A 23,315-nucleotide genomic window follows, 5' to 3' on the forward strand; every position below is an offset into this window, starting at 1 on the left:
TGTACTCCTATGTTGACCCAAACATAATGACTAACCTAGAGCGAGTGCGTCAGCGATTACGTTGTGCCGGTTGTGATTTCCACATAACAACAAATGGTAAAGTTGTAGCAAAATAGCTACTGATAACGAAGATAATGACTCGCTAAACAGAAATAAGTTCAGCTGGCAGGTGTTTCAAGATGTAACCGGCAACAAATTTGCCGGCTACTTTGGGAGAGGAGTTACGGTACCTAGAATTAGTCGGTGCTTTCTTTGGCCGTAGACTTGCTAGTAGCAGCTTTACCAGAAAATAAACCTGAATGAGAATCGCTGTAATCACGCGGCATGTCCGCCGCTGGTCGGTCATCACTGCGGCGCTTTTCCTGCTTATGCTGGTTGGCCATGCGTAACTGACGCACGGTATCTTCTGCAAAAAATGGCAAACTGGGCTGCAATTGTTCGCGCTGAAGCAAGTCAGCACTGTGATGCAAATAGCTTTTTAGTTTGGCTTGGGTTTCTTCGAGTTGCCCAACCAAAGCTTGAGCAGTGGCAAGATGATCGGCAACTTCTTGACGATAATCAGCTAGTTGCTGTTTGGTCTGGGTCACTTGCTCAGTGAGTTCGGCCTCGTCAGAATGATTGCTCAGCCAATAACGCGCCACAAAAAAGCCAATGATGGCACCTACTGCGACTAACAAAATGCCAATAATCCAGCTCATAAAAACTCCTTATAAAACACGTATCACGTGATAAACTGATAACCCATAGCATAATCTAGATCAGGGTCAAAGTGGTAGTGACAACGCAAAACATCACCCCAATGAGTAAATATGAGGCTGATTTGGCTTCCGGTAATTTCACCCCAGATGCGGCGCAGCGCAAGGCTGTAGAGGCATTGCAGCGGTTGTATGAACAACTGGTCGTAGTTCATCAACAGCAGCAATCCAAGGGGTTACTTGGGCGCCTTAAAGGTCTACTTGGTGGCACTCAAGCGGCCCCGCAAGGCATCTATTTCTGGGGCGGCGTGGGTCGTGGTAAAACCTACTTGGTGGATACCTTCTTTGATACCTTACCGTTTGAGCAAAAAATGCGGGTGCATTTTCATCGTTTTATGCATCGCGTGCATGACGAGTTAAAGCAACTCAAAGGCCGCAGCGATCCGCTGCCGATTATTGCTGACAAGTTGGCAGCAGAGGCACGAGTGCTGTGTTTTGATGAGTTCTTTGTGCAAGACATCACCGATGCCATGATTTTGGGGACACTCATGCAAGAGCTCTTCAAGCGCGACGTGGTGCTGGTGGCAACCTCTAACATAGTGCCCGATGAACTTTATCGTAATGGTTTACAGCGACAGCGTTTTCTACCCGCAATAGCCTTAATCAAAGAGCACTGCGAGGTCATCAATGTGGATAGCGGTATCGACTACCGCTTGCGCACCTTAACCCGCGCGGAAATTTACTTAACCCCAGCAGACTCCAGCGCTGATGCGAAACTTCAGCAATATTTTACTGAACTGGCGCCTGACCACTGTAACCGGGCCGAACAAAATTTGCATGCGATTGCCATTAATCAACGCGATATCGTGGTACGGATGGAATGTGACGATGTGGTGCTGTTCGATTTTAATGCCATTTGTGGCGGCCCGCGTTCGCAAAATGATTACATTGAAATTGCTCAGCTTTATCATGCGGTGCTGATCAGTGATGTGCCCCAACTAGGAGGCCATAACGATGATGCCGCCCGCCGCTTCTTGGCCTTGGTCGATGAATTTTACGAACGCCGCGTCAAGCTTATCATCTCGGCGGCGGTGCCGTTGGAGCAACTCTATAGCGAAGGCAAATTAACGTTTGAGTACCGCCGCTGTGTTAGCCGTTTACAAGAAATGCAAAGCCATGAATATTTAGCGATGGCCCATAAACCATGAGTTTTGCCGATCTCGCCATTGCACTGGGTGGCTTAGGGCTCTTGCTATTGGGCATGCAAATGCTGACCGACGGTTTGCGTGCCGCCGCTGGTAGCCACCTCCAGAGTTTTTTAGAACGCACCACCCAAACCCGCTTACGGGCAGCTATTTCTGGCTTCACCGTGACCGCTATAGTGCAGTCGTCAAGCGCGGTGGTGGTGGCGTTGTTAGGTTTTACTAACGCGGGCATGTTGAAGTTACGGCAGGCAGCTTGGGTGGTGTTTGGTAGTAACGTCGGCACCACCATGACCGCATGGATTGTGGCCTTGATTGGCTTGAAGTTGAATATTGCAGTGATTGCTTGGCCTTTGATCGGCTTAGGGATGTTAACCCGCTTGGTGCGACAAAATTCCATTGCCGCCCACATAGGTACAGCGGTAGCAGGGTTTGGGGTATTGTTTGTGGGCCTCGATACCTTACGCGAAGCTTTCACCCAAGTAGTACCTTTGTTGCCCGTTGCGCAACTTGAGGTTAGCGGTGTCGGTGGCGTGCTATTAGCCGTGCTTGCTGGGGTTATTTTGACCGCTTTAGTGCAATCCTCGTCAGCGGCTTTAGCCATCGTACTTACCGCCTCTGCTACCGGTGTTTTCAGTCCGTTAGCTGGTGCCGCAGTGGTGATTGGGGCGAATATTGGCACCACGGTAACAGCGCTGTTGGCGGCTATTGGCGCCACTGCCCACGCCAAACGTTTAGCGGCTGTGCACGTGGTGATGAATGCCCTCACTGGTGCTGTGGCATTGTTGCTGCTAGTACCACTGTGGTGGGTGTCAGCTTGGCTATCTGGCGGTAACGACGTCGCCAATATCAGTGCGGGCCTAGCCGTTTTTCATACTTTATTTAACGTGCTTGGCTTAGGCTTGATGCGGTTAATCGATAATCGTCTGTTTAGCCGGGTAGAAAGCTGGTACAAATTACCCCCGATACGTTCTGGTCAGCCGCGCTTTTTGGATAAAACGGTGCTACAGGTTCCGGCTATGGGGATTGCTGCCGCACAACAAGAGCAGCAGCGGGTGTTGCGCCAATACATCATGCGCCTGCGCACGTTTTTACGCGATAGCTCAGACGATGTTAGTCATGCCGAAGATATTGCAACCGGTGAGTTACTGGAACATATATACCGCTACATCAGTAAACTAGGTGAACAAAACCTTACTGGAGCAGAAGCTTTGGCGTTAGCTCAGTTGCATAGTAACCATGGGCGTTTAGTGGATTTACGACAGTTGGTTGAGGCGTTTAAGGCCGCATCACCAGAACTGTTGGATGCCAGCTTGAACCACCAGTGGCGAGCACAGCTGTTGGCCTTTTTGAATGGTGCAGATATGGCCACTCGCAGTGAAGCTGAATGGCAACAAGGTGTGCAACAGATCCAACAGAGTCGGCAACAGCAACGGCAACAGTGGTTACAGCAAATTGCTGCGGATCAATTAGCTCCCACGCGCGGCGCCCAACTGGTGCAGTTGGCGAGCAAGTGGGAGCGAAGCGCTGAATTAGTAAAGGCGTTGCAGGTGGGCAGCTAGCTTAACTTGGCCGGTGTTAGTCAAGGTAAAAAACATCTACACTGGGTTGTTGATCTTTTAACCCCTTTTCCCTATAATCCGCGCAGCCCACGTTACAGGTACAACTAACCGCTATGTGGCAATTAACCACAACGGTTGTTGTGGTTCGCGGGGAAGCCCGGAACTACTGTCGTGAACCTTAAAAAAAGAGTAAGTTTCCAATGAGTACATTTGTTGCAAAACCAGAAACTGTACAACGTGACTGGTATGTTATTGACGCCGAAGGTAAAACCTTAGGTCGTTTGGCTACTGAAGTAGCTCGTCGCTTACGTGGTAAGCACAAGCCTGAATACACTCCTCACGTAGACACTGGTGATTACATCATCATCGTAAACGCTGAGAAAGTGGCTGTTACTGGCCGTAAGGCACAGAACAAAATGTATTATTCACACACGGGTTACCCAGGTGGTATCAAAGAAATCAACTTCGAGAAGTTGATTGCTAAGAAGCCAGAAATGGTAATTCAGAAAGCGGTGAAAGGTATGTTACCTCGTGGTCCATTGGGTCGTGCCATGTTCCGTAAACTGAAAGTATACGCAGGTGCAGAGCATAACCATATTGCTCAGCAGCCTAAACAACTTGAAATTTAAGACGGAGCATTAACAACATGGCACAGAATCAATACTACGGTACTGGTCGTCGCAAAAGCTCTACTGCACGTGTTTTCTTGCGTCCAGGCAGCGGCAACATCAGCATCAACAACCGCACTTTAGAAGAATACTTTGGTCGTGAAACTGCTCGTATGGTTGTTCGTCAACCGCTTGAGTTAGTAGACATGGTTGAAAAATTCGACTTATACATCACTGTTAAAGGTGGTGGTTCAAGTGGTCAAGCTGGCGCAGTGCGTCACGGTATCACTCGCGCACTTATGCAATACGACGAAACCCTACGTGGTGACTTACGTCGTGCAGGTTACGTTACTCGTGACGCACGTCAAGTTGAACGTAAGAAAGTCGGCTTGCACAAAGCACGTAAACGTCCTCAGTTCTCGAAGCGTTAATTCGAAATCTCGAGTACGTCAAAAACCCGGCCTTTGTGCCGGGTTTTTTGTCTTTGTCCTTGTAAAAATCAGGGTATTTCTTTATCATCTGAAGGCATTTTTTGCCGATTCCCTTAAAACGAGCATCATTCGTCTTAATGGGAACCTACGCAGTAGCTAATTACTGACTTCACGGCTAAGTTTCGTGAAGCGTCCAAACGGAGAGTAAGTGGATGAGCAATGCGCCTGTAGATAAAGGCCGCCGTCGTTTCCTAACTGTCGCGACATCTGTTGTCGGGGCCGCTGGTGCGGTTGGCGTTGCCGTTCCTTTCATTGCATCATGGAACCCAAGTGAGAAAGCCAAAAACGCGGGTGCCCCAGTGGAAGTGAACATTGGAAAAGCCGAGCCGGGTCAATTGATTCGTGTTGAATGGCGAGGCCAGCCAGTTTGGGTGGTACGTCGTACCCCTGAAATGTTGGCATCGTTAGAAGCGGTTAACGACCGTTTACGTGACCCAAATTCTGATGAACCACAACAGCCCGAGTATGCCAAGAACTTGCATCGCTCACGCAAAGAAGAATTCTTTGTGGCCGTTGGTATTTGTACCCACTTAGGTTGCTCACCGCAATTCTTAGATGTTGGCTTTAGTGACTACATTGAAGAAGCTAAATCAGGTTTCTTCTGCCCATGTCACGGTTCAACCTTTGATATTGCTGGCCGCGTGTTCCAAGGTGTTCCGGCACCATACAACCTAGTGGTTCCACCTCATTACTACATCAATGACACAACCATCTTGGTGGGTGAAGACGGGGAGCAAGCCTAATGAACAAACTCATCGCCTGGTTTGACGAACGCATTCCGATGACCAAAACGTGGAATATCCACTTAGCGCAATATCCAGCTCCGAAAAACTTCAACTTCTGGTACATCTTCGGGGTGCTAGCAACGTTGGTGTTAGTTAACCAAATCCTTACCGGGGTATGGTTAACCATGAACTATGTTCCTTCTGCAGAAGGCGCGTTTGCTTCTGTTGAATTCATCATGCGTGACATTGAATACGGTTGGTTGCTACGTTACATGCACTCAACGGGTGCTTCCGCCTTCTTCGTGGTGGTGTATTTGCACATGTTCCGCGGCATGATGTACGGCTCTTACCAGAAACCTCGTGAATTACTATGGGTGTTCGGTATGCTGATCTTCTTGGTGTTAATGGCAGAAGCCTTTATGGGCTACCTGTTACCATGGGGTCAAATGTCATACTGGGGTGCTCAGGTTATTATCTCGCTGTTCGGTGCTATTCCGTTTGTTGGCGATGATTTAACCCTATGGATTCGGGGTGACTATGTTATCTCCGGCGCTACCCTAAACCGCTTCTTTGCGTTACACGTGATCGCGCTGCCATTAGTGTTAGTGATTTTGGTGTTCTTACACATTATCGCCTTGCACGAAGTTGGCTCGAACAACCCAGAAGGTATTTCGATTAAGAAGCCAAAAGGTTCTGTACCTGAGTCTGAAAAGCCGAAGTTCCAGTTCCATGAGCGCTTCACCAAGAAGTACGACATTGTTGATGCTTTCCCATTCTTCCCGTATTACATCGTGAAAGATTTGGTGGGTGTAGCTATCTTCTTGTTCTTCTTCTGCTACGTGATTTTCTTTGCTCCAGCCATGGGCGGCCTGTTCTTAGAGCCACCTAACTTTGAAGCGGCGAACCCACTGAAAACCCCAGAGCACATTGCACCCGTTTGGTATTTCACGCCGTTCTATGCAATTTTGCGTGCGGTACCAGATAAGCTATTAGGTGTTATCTTGATGTTCGGTGCGATCGTGGCCTTGTTTGTATTGCCATGGTTAGACCGCGGTAAAGTGCGTTCAGTGCGCTACCGTAGTGGCTTCCACAAACTTAACCTAACGGTATTCGCAATTAGCTTTATTGCACTGGGTTACTTAGGCTTGAAGCCGGCAACTGAAGTTTATACCTTCTTTGCTCGAGTGTTCACTTTCTTGTATTTTGCGTTCTTCGTACTGCTGTTCTTCTACAGCAAAAACGAAAACACAAAACCAGTTCCAGAGAGGATTACTAAGTGATGAAACAGTTTCTTAAAAATACTCTGCTGGTAGCAGCATCACTGTGGTCGGTCGCAACGTTAGCGGCTGGCCCGACAGTACCCCTCGATAAAGCAGAAGTAGACATGCATGACAAAGCGTCCCTGCAACGCGGCGCACAATTGTTCATGAACTACTGCTTGGGTTGTCACTCAATGCAATACCAGCGTTATAACCGCACCTTCAAAGATCTTGAGATCCCTGAAGACTTGGGTATTGAGAACTTGCAATTTACAGGCGAGAAGGTTGGTGATCTAATTACCAATGCGATGGCTACTGAAGATGCTGGTAACTGGTTTGGTACTGCCGCACCTGATTTAACCTTAGTAGCACGGGTACGTGGCGCTGACTGGATTTATACCTATCTACGTTCGTTCTACGTAGATGAGACCCGTCCGTTTGGCGTTAACAATACCGTCTTCCCTAACGTAGGTATGCCGCACGTGTTGCAAGAGTTGCAAGGTGTGCCACGCAAAACTACCGAAGCAAAGCTTATCGACGGTGAAATGAAAGATGTGTACGTTGGCATCAAAACTGATGGCAGCGGCATGCTAACAGAAGCTGAGTACGACCAAGCCATGCTAGACCTGACTAATTTCTTGGTCTACACCGGCGAGCCGATGATGTTGCAACAACGCAGAATCGGTTGGTATGTCTTTGGTTTCTTATTGGTCTTCTTAGTATTCGCAGTGCTACTTAAGCGCGAATTCTTTAGAGACGTGAAGTAAGTTTGATGGAGAGTAACATGTCGGTTGCGGCAAACAAGCGGTCGGTAATGACCTTATTCTCGGGCCAAAATGACTTACGTAGTCATCAAGCTCGAATCGTATTAGCGGAAAAAGGAGTGGGCGTAGAGATAATTTATGTCGATCCAGACAATCGTCCGGAAGACTTAATTCAGCTAAACCCATACGCTGATGCGTTACCGACTTTACTAGACCGTGAGTTGGTGTTGTATAACGCCCACATCATCATGGAGTATCTAGATGAGCGTTTTCCGCATCCGCCATTGATGCCAGTGTACCCGGTAGCCCGTGGTACCAGCCGCTTGATGATGTACCGTATTGATCGTGATTGGTATGCGCTAGCTGATGCTATTCTTGCTGGTGGCAAGAATGCGGACGCGGCGCGCCAAGAATTGCGTGAAGGTATTTTAGCGTTAGCCCCTATCTTTGCTGATACGCCGTTCTTTATGAGCGAAGAATTCAGCTTAGTTGATTGCTACCTAGCTCCGCTGTTATGGCGTTTGCCTAGCTATGGCATCGAACTTGAAGGTACTGGTGCGAAAGCGGTAAAAGCCTATATGGTACGGGTTTTTGAGCGCGACTCTTTCCAAGAATCACTGACTGACAGTGAACGTGAGTTAGGCCGGTGAGTGAGCCGGTTATGACCCCTCGTCGCCCGTACCTAGTACGGGCGATTTACGATTGGCTGTTGGATAATCAGCTCACCCCCCACTTGGTGGTAGCGGCAACTGTGCCCCATTGCCAATTACCGTGGGAGTTTGTTGAAGATGGCCAGATCATCCTGAATATTACGCCTACTGCGGTTGGCCAGTTTGCTATCTCGAATGAGCAAATTAGCTTTCATGCGCGCTTCTCTGGTAAACCTCATCATGTAGTGGTGCCCATGGCTGCTGTAGTGGCCTTATATGCCCGCGAGAATGGTGCAGGTACCATGTTTGAAGCAGAGCCTGCCTACGAGGCTTGGATTGCTGCTGAACTCGCAGCAGAAGAGCAAGCAGGGGATGATGATGTTGAGGGTGACACCGTTAGCCTAGCTTCTAGTGAAGATTCTGCTAGTAGTGGTAAGGCTGACTCTAACGCCGATGCTAACGCGGAAAATAAGGCGGCCAAACGCTCGCATCTGCGCGTTGTTAAATAGAGAGTAAATAGAGAGTAAATACAGGGTAATAAATAGACGGCGAGTAACTCCCGAGTAGGTGTCAGACAAAGACAAAAAAGGCGACCATAGTGTCGCCTTTTTATTAGTCTGAACGCCATAACGTCGTTAACCGCTTATTGAAAAGCGTCAATGACCTGCGTCACACCGCTAACGTTGCGGGCAATATCAATGGCTTGGCGAGCTTGTTCTGGGCTAACTAAACCCATCAACGCCACTTCATTATTCTCTGTGATCACCTTAATGTGCACTGCTTTCACGTTCTCATCAGCAACTAACTGGGCCTTGATTTTACTGGTTATCCAAGTGTCTTTACTGATTTGTGCCACATCAATAACAGGCGCAATACGGAGTTCATTATGGACCTTGCTAACACCCTCGGTGTTGCGCACTAAATGATTGACTAAATCATACAAAGAGCTATCGCTGACTTGGCCTAACAACAGCACCGAACGATTAAAAGCCACCACCTGAATGCGCGTGTCATCCAAACGGCTATCACCTTTGAGCTTACGAATCACTCGCAGTTCGATGGTTTGATCATCTAACTGCGTACCTAAGCTACGACTATCCGTAGCGGCTGAAATACCTACCGCGGTGGCGCCAACTAAGGCTGCGGCACAACCGCTCAACATGATGCTGCAGGCGGCAGCTGCTAAAAGTGCTTGATAGCGCTTCATTCATCCATCTCCTGTGGAAAAATTTGATGTTCAACTAAACTGCAAAGCATATTTACGGTTTGTAATAAGTGCTCACTCGCCCGAGCGATATTCGTCGTGGGTATTCTGATTTCCACGTCGTCGGGGCCTAATAACCCAGCAATGTCATGATCGCCCTCTTGGGTGATAGCTACAATCAGCATATTACGCCCAAGGGCTGCTTCTAGCGCACGAGCGGTACGCGGTGCGCGCGCGCCAGCACTAAGCACCAGCACCACATCATTGGCTTGGCCGACAGCTTGTAATTGCTGCGCGAATACCGCTTGATGATCATTCGCACCAAAATCTGCATGCAGGCTGGTAACAGGAAACGGCGGCCGCTCAAAACTCAAGCCGGTGAGCATAATGTGGGCAAAATGCCGTGAGGTGGCATGGGCCATACCCTCACCGCAGCAATAGATTTTCTGGCCGCTAAGCAAGGTGGCCACCAGCAATTCAGCAGCCCGCTGCAACGGCTCTTGCAACTGATCCGCGGCCGCTATTTGGGTCTGAATACCTTCGGTAAATAAGGTCTTTATCTGCTCTTGCATGGGATGCATGTAAGCCTCTTAAAAAGCATCGGGTAGCCATTGCATTGAGTTGTAATCGCTTACTAGTGCAACCACATCAAAACGCATCGACGTATAATGTTCGTTTAACCCTTCGGTGATTAAAAAAAACTGCGCGCAGCGTCGTATTCGTTGACATTGCTGGGGCTTTATTTGTTCCAATACAGAAGCAAAAGTTTCGTCTGCGCGAACTTTAACTTCTACAAACACAAAAGTCTTGCCCTCTTTTAAAATGAGGTCAATTTCGCCCATCTCACAACGAAAATTCTTGGTGACCAAGTGTAAGCCTTGACCCTCCAAATATTCAAGCGCCAGGGCCTCCCCTAAACCGCCATCTTCTTGTTTTGACATTCCTTGTCCTTAGCGCCACAGCGCTGTTAGTCGTTATCGGCAATCACCTCATGGCCTTGGTAGCTGGCCCAAGCCAAATCGCGTTGTACGCGACCTTGGTCGATATGTAAGCGTCCGGTTAAACCAGTAAGAGATAGTCCTGGTACTCGTTGTAATAGGCTTAATTGCTGCGCCAATAGCACTGCATCGTGGCCAAACGCGGCAAGACGAGCGTGACTATAGCCCCAATCAGAACGTTGGCTGAGCAGCTGCCGTAGCTGTTGTTGCTGGGCATGACCAGGAATCAACCATTCTGCGTCGGTAAAATGCACGCCGTTGAGGTCGTTTTCACTCAAATCGTTATTTAAGGTGTGGCTAGAAGAATTAGCATACACAGGAATCGCCTGCATAAAAGGCGAAATATTCACATCAATAAAGGGTTTTAATAGGCGCGTTTGTTCAATCCCGCCCACCAAGTAGATGGCATCAATATCGGCGCGGCTGCGGTATTGGCTATCGACGATGATTTTACCTGCGGCAATTTTCACTTGCCAAATGCGCGCTTCACTGGTGGTGACGCCTAATTGGTCTTGTACCGCTGTTTTCATTTCTTCGGTGTTGGTGTAGCGACCTTGGCCGGCCTCTACTTGGTCAGGCTGAGCCTCCAGCCAAGCTTGAGCGAATTCATTCGCTAGGTGCTCGCCGCGATTCGTGGCCGGCGCCAACACCAACGGCTGCTTAAAGCCTTGGGCGGCAATATGTGCGGCTGCTTGGCGCACTTCTGTTTCTGTATCTAAGGCAAAAAAGCTTTGTCCTGGCAAACGATTATCCAGGCCTTGTTCAAGTTCGTTCAGGGTAAGCCAGCGTAGCTGTTCAGGCAGCTCCAGCTTACTCATTTCTGCCACTTTGTCTTTTAACAGGGGCCCAATAATGAGGTCGGTTTGGCTGGTTTCTAACAGCCCCGGTAAAGTCGCAAAATCAAAACCATTGCTGTCAATAAAGCGCGCCGACAGCTGCGGCTGCGCGGCTAAGGCTTTCACGATCCCATCGCGTACCGCTTGCCCTTGGCTACGATATTGTCCGCTTAACGGCAACAGCACTATGGCTTGTTGCTGACCCAAGCTCGCCCGTTGCAGACCCGCCTGATAATCGCTCATTAATTCGTTCGCAACGGCCGTAGCTGGGTGGTCAGCAAACTCTGCTTGCCATTGCTGTAAATTGGTCAACAAAGAGACTTGGCTACCGGTCTCATCGCTAGTGTCATTGACATCGATGGCACTGGCGTGAATATGCTGCACTAAGCGTAACCAACCGGCCGTGACTTTATTACGAAAACCACCCGCTGGTGGCTGAATCGCGGCGGGTTCAGGTAAATGTTGCAGCACGGACCAAATCTGTCCGGCACTGGCTTGGTATTGCGGCTGCTCTAATAATTGTAATTGTAACTCGGCGGCAATCACCCAGCGGCGCTGGGCAATGGCGCTCGTTAACGCTAGCTCTAAGGTTTGCATCCCATAATCGGTTGCTTGCCGTGGCTGTAGTAGGGGCTTCAGCAAGGCATCGACGTAAGGCCAGCGCTGTTGATGGGCGGCAAAACGTGCCTCTAGCAAGGTTAGTAAGCGTTGTTGTGGCGCGCTAAGGGCTAACTCTGACTGATACCGTTGCAGCTGAGCGATAACTGCGGCACTAGCTTGCCAGGCAGCGTCCTTTTGCAATTGTAACGCCGCCTGTAACAGAGCCTCGGAGCGCTCGCTACCGCTACTGGCAGCAGCGCGTTCTAACCACTCTGCCGCGCTGCGATTGGCTGCCGACGGAATATCCTGCAGCACTGGAGTCGATGAGATAGGCACAGTGCTATCGCTGGTGCTAGGTGATGGACCACTGGCACAGGCAGTTAAGCCAATAATAACCATGCACAGGAGTAACTTCTTTGGCACAATAGCGTCCTTTAGCTGATATCTTAAATGGCCTCTACTATAAACCGAGGGGCTTGCTGGTACAACTTACAACATCCATCCTTCGCCTACGCTAAGAGTAATTTACAAGGGGTTTACATGAGTGACAGTAACGGCTGTTTATACATAGTACCAACACCTATTGGTAATTTAGCCGATATCACTGAGCGCAGTGTGCAAACCTTGCGTGCAGTAGACGCCATTGCCGCCGAAGATACCCGTCATAGTGGGCAATTATTGCAGCACTTAGGGATTCGCAATGAGTTGTTTGCCTTGCATGAGCATAACGAACGCCAACGTGCGGAACAGGTGGTGGAACGGTTACTACAAGGTCAGTCGATTGCCTTGATCAGTGATGCCGGAACGCCGTTAATTAGTGATCCTGGCTATGTCTTGGTGCAACAGTGTCGCGCTGAAGGCATCAAGGTGGTGGCGCTGCCTGGTGCCTGTGCTTTTGTAACTGCCTTGTCAGCGGCGGGGCTGCCCACGGATCGATTTGCGTTTGAGGGCTTTTTACCAGCCAAGCCACAGCAGCGCCGGAAGCGCTTGCAAGGGCTCCTAAGCGATACTCGCACCTTGGTGTTCTACGAGTCACCGCACCGGATTGTCGATTGTTTGGCTGATTTTGTCAGTGAATTTGGCGCTGAGCGGCAGTTGGTGTTGGGCCGCGAGCTCACCAAAACCTTCGAGACCTACTTGCACGGTAGTATTGCAGAGGTGCAGGCACAAGTACTGGCTGATAGTAACCAACAGCGCGGTGAGATGGTGTTAGTCTTGGCTGGTGCAGCCGCTGTCGCTGAGGACGATGTTACGCCGCAGGCGCTGCGTACGTTAACCCTGTTGCGAGAGCACTTACCGCTGAAGAAAGCCGCCGCCTTAGCCGCAGAAATTCATGGCGCACGCAAAAACAATTTGTATCAGCTGGCGCTCGAGCAAGATAACCAGTAGAATGCCCGCCGGGAGTCAGCCAGACAATCGCTGCCTGTGTGTTTACATACAGGGGGAGGAAAGTCCGGGCTCCATAGGGCAGGGTGCCAGGTAACGCCTGGGCGGCGCAAGCCGACGACTAGTGCAACAGAGAGCAAACCGCCGATGGCCTGCTAAGGCAGGATCAGGTAAGGGTGAAAGGGTGCGGTAAGAGCGCACCGCGCGGCTGGTAACAGTTCGTGGCACGGTAAACTCCACCCGGAGCAAGGTCAAATAGGGGTTCATTGGCGCGGCCCGCGTTGAACCCGGGTAGACTGCTTGAACGCTGAGGTGACTCAGTGGCTAGACGAATGATTGTCCTCGACAGAACCCGGCTTATCGGCTGGCTCCCACCTCATTCTCCGCGCTGGTTTCAGCATCGCGGTTAAGCACGTCGCGGTTAAAATTCTGGGTAAAGGTAATGAACTGGTTGAGCGGCATCGCGCGACCATAGAAAAAGCCTTGCTGTAAATGGCAGCGCTGGCGTTGTAAAAAGCCCACCTGCTCAGCTGTTTCTACGCCCTCAGCAACCACCTTCATATTCAGGGTGTGCGCAATTCTTATCAACACCTCTACCAAGGCCGTCTGTTGGCTTTGTTCGGGCACGTTATGCAAGAAACTACGGTCAATCTTAATCACATCAATCGGGTACGAACGCAAATAGTTTAAGCTGGAATAACCGGTGCCGAAGTCGTCAATGGCCAAGCTTACGCCGGCATCACGTAACTTCCGCAAGTTGGCAAACTGTCGCTCTTTGTTGCGCATCAACATAGATTCAGTGATCTCAAACATCAGCCGGTTGGTAGGCACATCCGCTGCGGCAATCATGTTGAGCCAATGGTTAGCCGCTTGGCGGTCATTAAATTCACGCGGCGAGCGGTTCAGTGCAATAGACAAATCTAAACCGGCGGCATGCATTTTCTTCCAGTCGCGGAGTACTTGGCTCAGCACAAACTCACCAAGACCAATGATGGCACCGGTTTTTTCGGCAATTGGAATAAACTCAGCCGGTGAAATAGCGCCGCGTTCAGGGTGGGTCCAACGAATCAAAGCTTCACAGCGGGTTAACAAGCCGGTTTCGGTTTCAATCACGGGCTGATAATGCACCTCAAACTGTTCCGCTTCGATGCCCTTGATGATTTGGTGATGCAGATTAATATCGCGTTCGGTACTTTGCCGTAGTTGTTCATCAAAAAAGTGCACACTCATGGCGCCCGCTTGCTTGGCCGCATACATGGCGAGTTCAGCATGTTTAATCAGCTGCTGCACTTCTTGGCCATCGTGCGGGAACATAGCGATACCGGTGCTGGTGGTCATATTGATGTGGTTATGCTCAATATCCAAGGTGTGCAGCAAATCATTCATGATAGCTGTGGCACGAATTTCAGCTTCGCTGGGGTCGTTTAAGTCTCGCAGTACAATCGCAAATTCATCGCCACCAATACGCGCCAATAAATCGTCTTCACGAATACTGGTACGAATCCGCTCTGCCACTCGTTGTAGTAGGGCGTTACCTACTTCATGCCCGAGCACGTCATTGATTTCACGCAGATGGTCTAAATCTAGCACCAATAGCGCAAATTTCTGTTCATGGCGCAGTGCTGAGCGAACTGCTGCGCCTAGCTGTTCTTGAAAGAAATTACGATTTGGTAAATCGGTTAAGCCATCGTACCTGGCTTGATAGGCAATGGTAGTAATGGCGCCGCGTAATCGATGCTGGGTGAACACCAACATTAAAAAGGCCATCAAAATCACGGCGGTTAAGCTAATCCCAATCGCCCAGTGCAGCCAAAAATCTACATTGGTAGCAACCCAGCTGCCATCGCGCGGAAACGCCGCTAACTGCCAGCGCCCGCGCGGAAACTGTACTTCAGTAAGAATAGGATCGTTGATAAAGACATCGTTATTGCCGGCAAACGCCGGTTCTTGCGCGACATCTTGGTCTAAGCTAGCCAGATTGAGATGGCGCAGGGCAAATTCGTAGTTTGGATGCCGATAGAATGCCACTTGTTCAAGCAAGTGATTGTGATCAATAGCTAACGTAGCAACGCCCCATAAGCGACGGTCGTCATGAAAAATAGGCATACGTGCCAGCAGCGCCGATTGTCCTTGCACCAGCTGTAACGGCCCTGATACCACCATATCTTTAGCTGCGATAGCGCGCAAAATACCGCTGTATTGCTCGGTGGCGAGGCGATAATTAAAACCAAGCAGACTTTGGTTACCTTCAACCGGATAAATAAAGCGTACGGTTAAGTCCGGCGCCAAGGCGAGATGCATGATATCTAGGTCGGATCCTAAAAACTCATCCATGATGCGCTGAACTCGCACCCGGTCTGGCGTGTCTTGCCAGAGGATTTCAGGACGTAACGCGCGTAGTGCGAGGATATTGGCTTGCAGCCGTTGTTCGATTTGCCCGCGCATACTACTTAAATGTTCAGCGGCGCGGCGCTTTTCTACTTCAAGTTGTTGCTGGCGCTCGCTATCAACCACCAAATAGACAGCATAAAGCAGAGCGGATGCAATAAAGAGCACCACTACCAAATACCGCAATAATCGCCAACGCTCAGACTGCACACTGAGCCGATCTGGGTAATTCACAAGGTCTATCTGCTTCATAAGGGTTTAAGCCAGCATATTATAATTGTTATGCGCTGAACTATATAGGGTTTTTGCATGATGCTATGCAAACTGCCAAGCGTCAACCCCTGGCGCAGGGGTTAAATCTCTGTAATTTCCCTTGACAGGTAGAAAGATCGGCACCTAGACTGTCACATTGTGGGGATTTGTGGGAAAAAGTGGATCATTTATCATGTTTCGTGGCGCAGCAGCACTCAGTCTAGATGACAAAGGCCGACTGGCGATACCAGCAAAGTATCGCAAGAGCCTGCTGTTGGATTGCGACGGGCAAATGGTTTGCACCATCGATATTAAGCAACCCTGTTTGTTGTTGTATCCGTTGCCACAGTGGCAGTTGATTGAACAGAAGCTAACGACTTTATCTAACATGAACCCCGCCGAGCGTCGTCTCCAGCGGCTATTGCTGGGCCATGCCGAAGATTGCCAAATGGATAAAAACGGCCGTATTTTGATTGCACCAACCCTGCGTCAACATGCGGATTTGAGCAAAAAGATCATGATTATTGGTCAGCTCAATAAGTTTGAACTTTGGTCTGAGGCTGCGTGGCAAGAGCAAATTGCGGCAGATATGCAAGCCGAGCAACAAGACGACATCATTCTGAACGATCGACTACAAGACTTCTCATTATAATGACAACAGAAGCTGCACAACACGTCTCGGTGTTGTTACAAGAGTCACTCGATGCTCTTGCTATCAAACCAGACGGAACCTATTTAGATGCCACCTTCGGACGAGGCGGGCATTCGCGTGCAATTCTGGCTCAATTAAACAGTAACGGCCGGCTCTTCGCCCTCGATCGCGACCCCACTGCGATTGCCGCTGCGGCTGCGTTACAACAAGATCCGCGCTTTACCATTATCCACACCCCATTCTCACAGCTTAGCGAGGTGCTAGATGCGCAGCAATTGCGTGGGCAGCTCGACGGTATTTTATTCGATTTAGGCGTGTCTTCCCCACAATTAGATGACGCTGAACGTGGCTTTAGCTTTATGCGCGAAGGGCCATTAGATATGCGCATGGATACCACCCAAGGCACCACCGCAGCTGAATTTTTGGCAGCGGCTAGTGCAGATGAGATCGCTTTTGTGCTGCGCGAATATGGCGAAGAACGATTTGCCTGGCGCATTGCCCAAGCGATCGTGAAACAACGCGAGCAGCAGCCCTTAACCACCACGCGCGAGCTGGCTGAGTTAATCGCCGCCGCGGTTCCTTTTAAAGACAAACATAAGCACCCGGCAACACGCAGTTTCCAGGGCATTCGAATTCATATTAACGGTGAACTCGACGAAATTGAGCAAGCGCTTACTGCGGCTGTAGGTGGCTTAAAAGTTGATGGTCGCTTGGCTGTGATCAGTTTTCATAGTTTAGAAGACCGGTTGGTGAAGCGGTTTATGCGGGCCCAAGCTCAAGGCAAAGCGATTCCTGCCAATCTACCTATTCGTGATGTCGATTTTGATCGCGGCCAAACCTTACGTTTGGTAGGTAAGGCCATCAAGCCTTCGGCCTCAGAAATCAAAGCCAACCCCAGAGCACGGAGTTCAGTGCTTCGTATTGCGGCGAGGTTAGACTATGAAAGCTAGCCGGGTACCAGCTTTATCGATGGTTATTGTGGATGACTTGCGCCAGCACTTGTTGCTGGTGTTGCTGTTTTTAGCGCTTGTAGCTAGCGCACTGACAGTAATCTATGTCGCCCACGGCCATCGGTTACTGGTTACCGAGCGCGACCAATTGCTCTCTGAGCGTGATCAAATTGATATTGAGTGGCGCCATTTACAGATTGAGCAAAACACCCTGACTGAGCACAGTCGGGTGGAACGAATTGCCGTGCAGCAGCTAGAAATGGTGCGTCCACAAGCAGATGAGGAGGTGCTAGTACCATGGCATTAACCTCGAAAGGCAATCGGCGTGTGCTGAAAAAAGCGCAACCCCATTTAAGCACGGGGCGCTTTTACTTTGCCTTATTGGTTGTGGTACTGGTGTTTGGCAGTTTGGTGGCGCGCGCCGCCTACATTCAGGTGGTAGAACCTGAACGGTTAATTTTTGAAGGGGATCGGCGCTCATTGCGGGCTGATACCACCACGGTGCAACGGGGTTCAATCATGGATCGCAATGGCCGCGAACTAGCCGTGAGCGTGCCGGTGCAAACCGTGTGGGCAGACCCCCAACGCGTGCACGAGGGACATGGCCTAGATAACCGCGAGCGTTGGTTAGCGTTAGCCGAAGTTTTTCGTACCGATGCTGATAGTTTGATGGCTAAGGTCGCTGATCCGAACCGTCGTTTTGTCTACTTAGAGCGCAAAGTTACGCCCGGCGTAGCTGAGTTTGTCAGACAGTTAGGCATACCCGGAGTCTATCTCAAAACTGAATCACGGCGCTTTTATCCCGCTGGCGAAATTGCCGCCCATGTGGTTGGCTTTACGGATATCGATGGGCTGGGCATTGAAGGTTTAGAGGCTATTTATAATCAGGTGCTTACCGGTGTGCCTGGTGAACGTTTGTATCGCAAGGATGCAGCAGGACGGGTTGTTGAAGAAATTAGCGTTACCGCTGCGCAACAACCCCAGCAACTCACCCTAAGTATTGACCAACGCTTACAAGCATTGGCTTACGCCGAAGTTAAAAAGGCCGTGCGCTATCACCAAGCTACTTCGGGATCTGCGGTGATTCTGGATATAACAACCGGCGAAGTACTCGCTATGGTCAACAGCCCGTCCTACAACCCGAATAACCGTGCCGATGCGCAACCACATAGGTTGCGTAACCGTGCTATCACCGATGCCTACGAACCAGGCTCAACGGTGAAGCCCTTAGCAGTGATTGCGGCACTCGAACATGGGGTGATTAAACCTAATCAAGTGATTGACACCAGCCCCGGCTGGTTGCGCATTGGTGGCCGCCGTGTAAGCGACCCGAAAAATCGTGGGCCGTTAACCATTACTGAAATTTTAGAAACCTCAAGCAACGTAGGTACCGCCAAAATCGCCCTGCAAACAGGTATCGATAACATGCTTGATACGTACGCCGCTGTTGGGTTTGGTAACGATACTGGGGTCGCTATGTTGGGTGAGAGCTTTGGGGTATTGCAAGGCCGCCAGCGTTGGTCGGATTTTGAAGTGGCAACCTTGTCCTACGGTTATGGTTTAACTGTGACCACCCTACAGCTGGCACAAATGTACGCCATTATCGGTAATGGCGGCGTGCGCTATCCGCTCACCATTCAGCGACGTGAAGGCACGCCCGTAGGCGAACAAGTGATCAGTAAAGAAACCGCTGATACGGTGTTAGCCATGCTTGAAAGTGTGGTGGCCAACGGCTCTGGTGAACGAGCTCGGGTGAGAGGCTATCGCGTGGCCGGTAAAACTGGGACCACTCGGAAAGCCGTGGCGGGTGGTTATGGCGATGAATACGTGACGCTGTTTGCTGGGGTTGCGCCGGTCAGTAATCCACGCTTAGCCGTCGTCGTGACTATCAACGAACCTAGTGGTGATGAGTATTACGGTAGCCAAGTATCTGCCCCCGTGTTTGCGGAGATTGTTGGCGATGCGTTACGGATGCTGAACATCACCCCAGATCATTTACAAGATACCCAATTAAAGGCCGCTGGGTGGGTGGACGTGCCTGAATTCTTGCGAGCAAGGAGTAACTAATGATTGAGTTAGTCAGCTTATTGCCAAATTATCCATTGCCCTTGCCAGCCTTGCAGATTGGCGGTTTAAAGCTAGATTCGCGACAAGTAGCCAGTGGCGATGCCTTTGTTGCGGTGCCGGGCTATCAAGTTGATGGGCGTGATTATATCGATGCTGCTATTGAGGCGGGCGCCGTGGTCGTGCTCACCGAGTCTGAGTCGGTAGGGATGCAACCGCGTGGGCGCGCCTGGGTGATTGAAGTGCCCGGCTTAAAAAATCAACTCTCTTTTATTGCGGCGCGCTTTTTTGGCGAGCCGGCTCAGCACCTGCAAGTGATCGGGGTCACCGGAACCAATGGTAAAACCTCGGTCACCTACTTAGTGGCTCAGTTGCTAGACGCGCTGGGCGTACGCTGTGGGGTGATTGGTACCACCGGCAGTGGCTTTAGTGGCAAACTGTTGCCAGAAACGCACACCACCCCCGATGCCATTGCGGTACAGCAACGGTTGCGGGTGTTGCAAGCTGAAGGTGCGCAAGCGGTGGCGATGGAAGTATCTTCTCATGCTTTGGTGCAATGTCGCGTTGAGGCGATTCAGTTTGCGGTAGGCGTAGCCACCAATATCAGTCGCGATCATCTTGATTATCATGGCACCATGAGCAATTACGCTGGAGCTAAGCGGCGCTTATTTACCGAACTAGATACCCGCCATGCGGTATTAAATGCTGATGATGCCGCGGTGGCGGCATGGTTGCCTGATCGCCAAGATAGCTGGCGCTTCAGTTTAAATCCTCAAAGCGCTGAACGCAGTCTATGGGCAACCCAGATTGGTTATGCTCAGGCTGGCACCGATTTTACGGTACAAGCACGGTTACCTGGCACGACCGAGGTCGTCAGTCTACCGGTGCAATCCCCGTTACTAGGACATTTTAATGTTTACAACCTACTAGCAGCCATGGCCGCGGTGGCTAGCCTCGGTCATGACCTCAGCGCCATCGCTAAGGCATGTGCTGGCTTACACGCGGTGCCGGGCCGGATGGAAGTCTTTGGTGGTAGCCAAGGTAAACCCTTGGTGATTGTCGATTACGCTCATACTCCAGATGCGTTACAGCAAGTGCTGACAGCCTTGCGCCGTCACTGTCGTGGACAGCTGTGGTGCGTGTTTGGCTGTGGTGGTGATCGCGACCGCGGTAAGCGCCCACAAATGGGTGCCGTTGCTGCTGAATTTGCCGACCGCGTGGTGGTGACCGATGATAATCCACGCACCGAAGACCCCGCCCAAATTGTACAAGATATTTTAGCTGGCATGCCGCGCCAACAGCGGGTGCAGGTATTGATGGGCCGAGCTGAAGCGGTGGCAACAACCATTGCCCAAGCCGGTGCCGATGACGTGATTCTGGTGGCTGGTAAAGGTCATGAGGATTATCAAATCATTGGCCGTGAGTATTTGCCATACAACGAACGCGCTTGGGTGGCGGAGGTGTTGGCATGATTCGAGTGAATCTAGCTTGGCTCAAGGCTGCGGTAGCGGGCGAGCTGGTAGGCGATACCAGCAACGGCCACTTAGAACTAGACCAAGTAAGTACAGACACCCGTACCTTAGCGCCGGGGAGCTTATTTATTGCCTTGAAGGGCCCCAATTTTGATGCCCACCAGCTGGTGGAGCAAGCCATCGCCGCTGGCGCAGTAGCCGTACTGGTAGACCACCCGTTGCAAAGCTCTGATGGCCAACCCTTGCCGGTGCCGCAAATTGTCGTCAGCGATACACGCTATGCGCTCGGCCAATTGGGGGCCGCGGTCAAAGCCGCAGTCGCACCCAAAACCATCGCTATTACCGGCAGCAGTGGCAAAACCACCGTCAAAGAGATGCTAGCAGCGATCTTGGCACAACGTGGCAAAGTGCTGGCTACCGCGGGTAACTTCAACAACGACATCGGGGCGCCACTAACGCTGTTGCGATTAGAACCAGAGCACCAATTTGCGGTGATCGAACTAGGTGCGAATCATCAGGGCGAAATTGCCTACACCGTTGGCTTAACCCAACCTGATGTAGCCATCATCAATAACGTAGCACCGGCCCATGTGGAAGGTTTTGGCGGTATTCATGGTGTCTACGTGGCTAAATCTGAGATCTTTCGCGGTTTAGCTGCAGATGGCTTAGCGCTTACGCCGTATCATTCTGAATTTGCCGAGGGCTGGGCGCAACAATTGGCCGACCGTCGGCACGAAACCTTTGGCCGTGCCGAAGCTGCGGGTGCTTCTAACGGCCCCGATGTGGTAGCTACGGACATCGAGTTAGATAGCCGTGGTTGTGCTGCTTTTACCCTGAGCTGTCGCCAGTTAAGCCAAGCGAGTGCTCGTATTCAGCTGAACTTGCCAGGTTTACATAACGTTGACAATGCGCTGGTAGCCATCCGGGCCGCGCTTGAGGTAGGTTGTGCGCTGGCTGATGTGCAAGCCGCCTTAGGGCAACAGCAAGCGGTTGCCGGGCGCCTGCAAGTCATCCCGGTGAACCCACAGTTGCAACTGATTGATGACAGTTACAACGCCAATGTGGGCTCAGTCAAAGCTGCGTTAGATATGCTCGCCGTGTACCCGGGTCAACGGGTGATGGTGTTAGGCGATATGGGTGAGCTTGGTCAACAAGCACGCCAGTACCATGAAGAAATTGGGGCCTACGCAATTACGGCAGGAATCGACAAATTGTTCACTGTGGGCGTGCTTAGTCAAAGTGCCAGTAGCCTGTTCAATGGCCGTGGTGGTCGTCATTTTTCCACTCATAACGAGGTTGTTAACGCCTTGCTTGAGGTGATTGCGGCGGCGGCAGAGCAGACTCAGCCCCTAACCATTTTAGTTAAAGGCTCGCGCAGTGCGCGCATGGAGAAAGTTATCCAAGCGCTACAAACTCAGCTGGCGCCGAGCTCAAGCGATAATCAAGAGGAATCATCTGCATGCTAGTGTGGCTTGCTGAATACCTAACCCAATACGCGACCTTCTTTAACGTGTTCTCGTATTTAACCATGCGCGCTATTTTGAGCGTGCTTACCGCGTTACTGATCTCGTTGTGGATGGGGCCGGCGCTGATTCGCGCGTTGCAGCGGCTGCAAGTAGGGCAAGCGGTACGTGATGATGGTCCGCAATCACATTTGAGTAAAACCGGTACCCCAACCATGGGCGGGGTGCTGATTATCGCTTCTATTGTGGTTTCAACGTTATTGTGGGCAGACCTAAGTAATCGCTACGTGCAAGTGGTGTTGGGCGTGGTGCTAGGCTTTGGCTTGGTTGGCTTTGTTGATGACTACCGCAAAGTGGTGCAGAAAAACTCTCGTGGGCTGCCGGCTAAATGGAAGTATTTTTGGCAATCGCTCATTGCGACAGTCGCGGCTGTGGTGCTTTATGCCCATGCTACTTTGGGTGCTGAAACCCAACTGTTGGTGCCTTTCTTTAAAGATGTCATGCCGCAATTAGGGTTGCTGTACGTGTTATTGGCGTACTTTGTGATAGTCGGTACGAGCAATGCGGTTAACCTTACCGATGGTCTTGATGGTCTTGCTATTGTGCCTACCATCATGGTGGCTGGGGCACTGGGGATTTTCGCTTACGCCTCAGGTAACGCCAACTTTGCAGCTTATTTGAATATTCCTTTCTTGCCACTGTCGGGCGAGTTACTGATTGTTTGTACCGCCATTTTTGGTGCCGGGCTTGGCTTCTTATGGTTTAACACTTATCCCGCCATGGTGTTTATGGGTGACGTGGGCTCGCTGGCGTTAGGTGCAGCCTTGGGCGTCATTGCCGTGTTAGTACGCCAAGAGTTGGTGCTGCTCATCATGGGTGGGGTGTTTGTGATGGAAACCGTCTCTGTGATGTTGCAGGTAGGTAGCTACAAGCTGCGCGGTAAGCGGGTATTCCGGATGGCACCTATTCATCATCACTATGAGCTCAAAGGTTGGCCAGAGCCGCGGGTGATTGTTCGTTTTTGGATTTTATCATTGGTTTTTGTGTTGATTGGCTTGGCGACCTTAAAGCTCCGTTAATGGGGCTTAGAGCCA

Annotated in this window: 22 protein-coding genes, 1 other RNA gene and 1 pseudogene; 18 read left to right on the forward strand and 6 right to left on the reverse strand. The window is 50.7% G+C overall.

Translation table 11 applies throughout. The features are described 5' to 3' along the window. Positions 1-236: 236 nt before the first annotated feature. The gene (locus AB8S08_RS01635) at positions 237-698 is read right to left on the reverse strand and encodes a YhcB family protein (protein ID WP_369743201.1); all 462 of its coding nucleotides are present in this window, start codon (positions 696-698) and stop codon (positions 237-239) included. A 92-nt stretch (positions 699-790) separates the two neighbouring features. Here AB8S08_RS01635 and zapE point away from each other — a divergent pair, with 92 nt between their 5' ends. The 9 genes from zapE to sspB all read left to right on the forward strand — a co-directional run bounded on the left by zapE (position 791) and on the right by sspB (position 8,465). Beyond that, positions 791-1,903: a cell division protein ZapE gene (zapE, locus tag AB8S08_RS01640; RefSeq protein ID WP_369744213.1), complete on the forward strand. Its 1,113-nt coding sequence runs from the start codon at positions 791-793 to the stop codon at positions 1,901-1,903. Next, positions 1,900-3,459, forward strand: coding sequence for a Na/Pi cotransporter family protein (locus AB8S08_RS01645; RefSeq protein ID WP_369743203.1), 1,560 nt, complete (start codon positions 1,900-1,902; stop codon positions 3,457-3,459). The genes zapE and AB8S08_RS01645 overlap by 4 nt, the downstream gene beginning before the upstream one ends. 200 nt (positions 3,460-3,659) lie before the next feature. Next, a complete protein-coding gene (gene rplM, locus AB8S08_RS01650) occupies positions 3,660-4,088 on the forward strand; it encodes a 50S ribosomal protein L13 (RefSeq protein WP_110075971.1) in 429 nt (142 codons plus the stop codon). Positions 4,089-4,105: 17 nt separating this feature from the next. Continuing rightward, positions 4,106-4,498, forward strand: a complete 393-nt coding sequence (gene rpsI / locus AB8S08_RS01655) for a 30S ribosomal protein S9 (protein WP_110075970.1) — start codon at positions 4,106-4,108, stop codon at positions 4,496-4,498. 212 nt (positions 4,499-4,710) lie between these two features. Then, a complete protein-coding gene (gene petA / locus AB8S08_RS01660) occupies positions 4,711-5,301 on the forward strand; it encodes a ubiquinol-cytochrome c reductase iron-sulfur subunit (protein ID WP_110075969.1) in 591 nt (196 codons plus the stop codon). After that, the gene (locus tag AB8S08_RS01665; protein WP_369743205.1) at positions 5,301-6,563 is read left to right on the forward strand and encodes a cytochrome bc complex cytochrome b subunit; all 1,263 of its coding nucleotides are present in this window, start codon (positions 5,301-5,303) and stop codon (positions 6,561-6,563) included. Before petA ends, AB8S08_RS01665 begins: the two co-directional genes overlap by 1 nt. After that, the gene (locus AB8S08_RS01670; RefSeq protein ID WP_369743206.1) at positions 6,563-7,309 is read left to right on the forward strand and encodes a cytochrome c1; all 747 of its coding nucleotides are present in this window, start codon (positions 6,563-6,565) and stop codon (positions 7,307-7,309) included. The genes AB8S08_RS01665 and AB8S08_RS01670 overlap by 1 nt, the downstream gene beginning before the upstream one ends. Positions 7,310-7,326: 17 nt before the next feature. Further along, positions 7,327-7,956: a stringent starvation protein SspA gene (sspA, locus tag AB8S08_RS01675; RefSeq protein ID WP_110075966.1), complete on the forward strand. Its 630-nt coding sequence runs from the start codon at positions 7,327-7,329 to the stop codon at positions 7,954-7,956. 11 nt (positions 7,957-7,967) lie between these two features. After that, positions 7,968-8,465 carry a ClpXP protease specificity-enhancing factor gene (sspB, locus tag AB8S08_RS01680; RefSeq protein ID WP_369743208.1) on the forward strand — a complete coding sequence of 166 codons (498 nt, stop codon included), beginning with the start codon at positions 7,968-7,970 and terminating at the stop codon, positions 8,463-8,465. 134 nt (positions 8,466-8,599) lie between these two features. Here sspB and dolP read toward each other — a convergent pair whose 3' ends face one another. The 4 genes from dolP to AB8S08_RS01700 are packed head-to-tail and all read right to left on the reverse strand — an operon-like array spanning position 8,600 to position 12,017. Then, positions 8,600-9,163 carry a division/outer membrane stress-associated lipid-binding lipoprotein gene (dolP, locus tag AB8S08_RS01685; RefSeq protein WP_369743209.1) on the reverse strand — a complete coding sequence of 188 codons (564 nt, stop codon included), beginning with the start codon at positions 9,161-9,163 and terminating at the stop codon, positions 8,600-8,602. Beyond that, complete coding sequence (locus tag AB8S08_RS01690) at positions 9,160-9,741, reverse strand: SIS domain-containing protein (protein WP_369743210.1); 582 nt, start codon at positions 9,739-9,741, stop codon at positions 9,160-9,162. Before AB8S08_RS01690 ends, dolP begins: the two co-directional genes overlap by 4 nt. Positions 9,742-9,750: 9 nt before the next feature. Then, positions 9,751-10,101, reverse strand: a complete 351-nt coding sequence (locus AB8S08_RS01695) for a YraN family protein (RefSeq protein WP_110075964.1) — start codon at positions 10,099-10,101, stop codon at positions 9,751-9,753. A gap of 26 nt (positions 10,102-10,127) precedes the next feature. Beyond that, on the reverse strand, positions 10,128-12,017 hold the full coding sequence (locus tag AB8S08_RS01700) for a penicillin-binding protein activator (protein WP_369743212.1): 1,890 nt from the start codon (positions 12,015-12,017) through the stop codon (positions 10,128-10,130). 117 nt (positions 12,018-12,134) lie between these two features. Between AB8S08_RS01700 and rsmI the strand changes: the two genes are divergently transcribed. Together rsmI and rnpB are read left to right on the forward strand one after the other, a co-directional pair. Beyond that, positions 12,135-12,983, forward strand: coding sequence for a 16S rRNA (cytidine(1402)-2'-O)-methyltransferase (rsmI, locus tag AB8S08_RS01705; RefSeq protein WP_110075962.1), 849 nt, complete (start codon positions 12,135-12,137; stop codon positions 12,981-12,983). An 11-nt stretch (positions 12,984-12,994) separates the two neighbouring features. Beyond that, an RNA gene (rnpB, locus tag AB8S08_RS01710) (RNase P RNA component class A) lies at positions 12,995-13,356 on the forward strand. A gap of 101 nt (positions 13,357-13,457) precedes the next feature. Here the strand turns inward: rnpB and AB8S08_RS01715 are convergent. Continuing rightward, positions 13,458-15,620: pseudogene (locus AB8S08_RS01715) on the reverse strand (putative bifunctional diguanylate cyclase/phosphodiesterase); the annotation flags it as partial. Between the two features lie 193 nt (positions 15,621-15,813). Here AB8S08_RS01715 and mraZ point away from each other — a divergent pair. The 7 genes from mraZ to mraY are packed head-to-tail and all read left to right on the forward strand — an operon-like array spanning position 15,814 to position 23,300. Further along, the gene (gene mraZ, locus AB8S08_RS01720) at positions 15,814-16,272 is read left to right on the forward strand and encodes a division/cell wall cluster transcriptional repressor MraZ (protein ID WP_110075960.1); all 459 of its coding nucleotides are present in this window, start codon (positions 15,814-15,816) and stop codon (positions 16,270-16,272) included. Next, a complete protein-coding gene (gene rsmH, locus AB8S08_RS01725) occupies positions 16,272-17,222 on the forward strand; it encodes a 16S rRNA (cytosine(1402)-N(4))-methyltransferase RsmH (RefSeq protein WP_369743214.1) in 951 nt (316 codons plus the stop codon). Before mraZ ends, rsmH begins: the two co-directional genes overlap by 1 nt. Continuing rightward, entirely contained in the window at positions 17,212-17,529 is a 318-nt protein-coding gene (gene ftsL, locus AB8S08_RS01730; RefSeq protein WP_369743216.1) for a cell division protein FtsL, read from the forward strand. Before rsmH ends, ftsL begins: the two co-directional genes overlap by 11 nt. After that, on the forward strand, positions 17,520-19,289 hold the full coding sequence (locus AB8S08_RS01735) for a penicillin-binding protein 2 (RefSeq protein ID WP_153826431.1): 1,770 nt from the start codon (positions 17,520-17,522) through the stop codon (positions 19,287-19,289). Before ftsL ends, AB8S08_RS01735 begins: the two co-directional genes overlap by 10 nt. Continuing rightward, the gene (gene murE / locus AB8S08_RS01740) at positions 19,289-20,758 is read left to right on the forward strand and encodes a UDP-N-acetylmuramoyl-L-alanyl-D-glutamate--2,6-diaminopimelate ligase (protein ID WP_369743218.1); all 1,470 of its coding nucleotides are present in this window, start codon (positions 19,289-19,291) and stop codon (positions 20,756-20,758) included. The genes AB8S08_RS01735 and murE overlap by 1 nt, the downstream gene beginning before the upstream one ends. Beyond that, complete coding sequence (gene murF / locus AB8S08_RS01745; protein WP_369743219.1) at positions 20,755-22,224, forward strand: UDP-N-acetylmuramoyl-tripeptide--D-alanyl-D-alanine ligase; 1,470 nt, start codon at positions 20,755-20,757, stop codon at positions 22,222-22,224. Before murE ends, murF begins: the two co-directional genes overlap by 4 nt. Beyond that, a complete protein-coding gene (mraY, locus tag AB8S08_RS01750) occupies positions 22,218-23,300 on the forward strand; it encodes a phospho-N-acetylmuramoyl-pentapeptide-transferase (RefSeq protein ID WP_110075954.1) in 1,083 nt (360 codons plus the stop codon). Before murF ends, mraY begins: the two co-directional genes overlap by 7 nt. Positions 23,301-23,315 lie beyond the last annotated feature (15 nt).

The sequence above is a fragment of the Pseudidiomarina sp. PP-1MA genome (genome assembly GCF_041200125.1).
In the GTDB taxonomy this organism is placed as follows: Bacteria; Pseudomonadota; Gammaproteobacteria; order Enterobacterales; family Alteromonadaceae; genus Pseudidiomarina; species Pseudidiomarina fusca.

Bases quoted from the DNA above. Each gene is read 5' to 3' on its own strand.
- AB8S08_RS01735 (WP_153826431.1), top strand. From the start codon at position 17,520: ATGGCATTAACCTCGAAAGGCAATCGGCGTGTGCTGAAAAAAGCGCAA.
- AB8S08_RS01635 (WP_369743201.1), bottom strand. From the start codon at position 698: ATGAGCTGGATTATTGGCATTTTGTTAGTCGCAGTAGGTGCCATCATT.
- ftsL (WP_369743216.1), top strand. From the start codon at position 17,212: ATGAAAGCTAGCCGGGTACCAGCTTTATCGATGGTTATTGTGGATGAC.
- AB8S08_RS01690 (WP_369743210.1), bottom strand. From the start codon at position 9,741: ATGCATCCCATGCAAGAGCAGATAAAGACCTTATTTACCGAAGGTATT.
- rpsI (WP_110075970.1), top strand. From the start codon at position 4,106: ATGGCACAGAATCAATACTACGGTACTGGTCGTCGCAAAAGCTCTACT.
- mraY (WP_110075954.1), top strand. From the start codon at position 22,218: ATGCTAGTGTGGCTTGCTGAATACCTAACCCAATACGCGACCTTCTTT.
- petA (WP_110075969.1), top strand. From the start codon at position 4,711: ATGAGCAATGCGCCTGTAGATAAAGGCCGCCGTCGTTTCCTAACTGTC.
- rsmH (WP_369743214.1), top strand. From the start codon at position 16,272: ATGACAACAGAAGCTGCACAACACGTCTCGGTGTTGTTACAAGAGTCA.
- AB8S08_RS01665 (WP_369743205.1), top strand. From the start codon at position 5,301: ATGAACAAACTCATCGCCTGGTTTGACGAACGCATTCCGATGACCAAA.
- AB8S08_RS01695 (WP_110075964.1), bottom strand. From the start codon at position 10,101: ATGTCAAAACAAGAAGATGGCGGTTTAGGGGAGGCCCTGGCGCTTGAA.
- murF (WP_369743219.1), top strand. From the start codon at position 20,755: ATGATTCGAGTGAATCTAGCTTGGCTCAAGGCTGCGGTAGCGGGCGAG.
- murE (WP_369743218.1), top strand. From the start codon at position 19,289: ATGATTGAGTTAGTCAGCTTATTGCCAAATTATCCATTGCCCTTGCCA.
- AB8S08_RS01670 (WP_369743206.1), top strand. From the start codon at position 6,563: ATGAAACAGTTTCTTAAAAATACTCTGCTGGTAGCAGCATCACTGTGG.
- sspA (WP_110075966.1), top strand. From the start codon at position 7,327: ATGTCGGTTGCGGCAAACAAGCGGTCGGTAATGACCTTATTCTCGGGC.
- mraZ (WP_110075960.1), top strand. From the start codon at position 15,814: ATGTTTCGTGGCGCAGCAGCACTCAGTCTAGATGACAAAGGCCGACTG.
- dolP (WP_369743209.1), bottom strand. From the start codon at position 9,163: ATGAAGCGCTATCAAGCACTTTTAGCAGCTGCCGCCTGCAGCATCATG.
- rplM (WP_110075971.1), top strand. From the start codon at position 3,660: ATGAGTACATTTGTTGCAAAACCAGAAACTGTACAACGTGACTGGTAT.
- rsmI (WP_110075962.1), top strand. From the start codon at position 12,135: ATGAGTGACAGTAACGGCTGTTTATACATAGTACCAACACCTATTGGT.
- sspB (WP_369743208.1), top strand. From the start codon at position 7,968: ATGACCCCTCGTCGCCCGTACCTAGTACGGGCGATTTACGATTGGCTG.
- AB8S08_RS01645 (WP_369743203.1), top strand. From the start codon at position 1,900: ATGAGTTTTGCCGATCTCGCCATTGCACTGGGTGGCTTAGGGCTCTTG.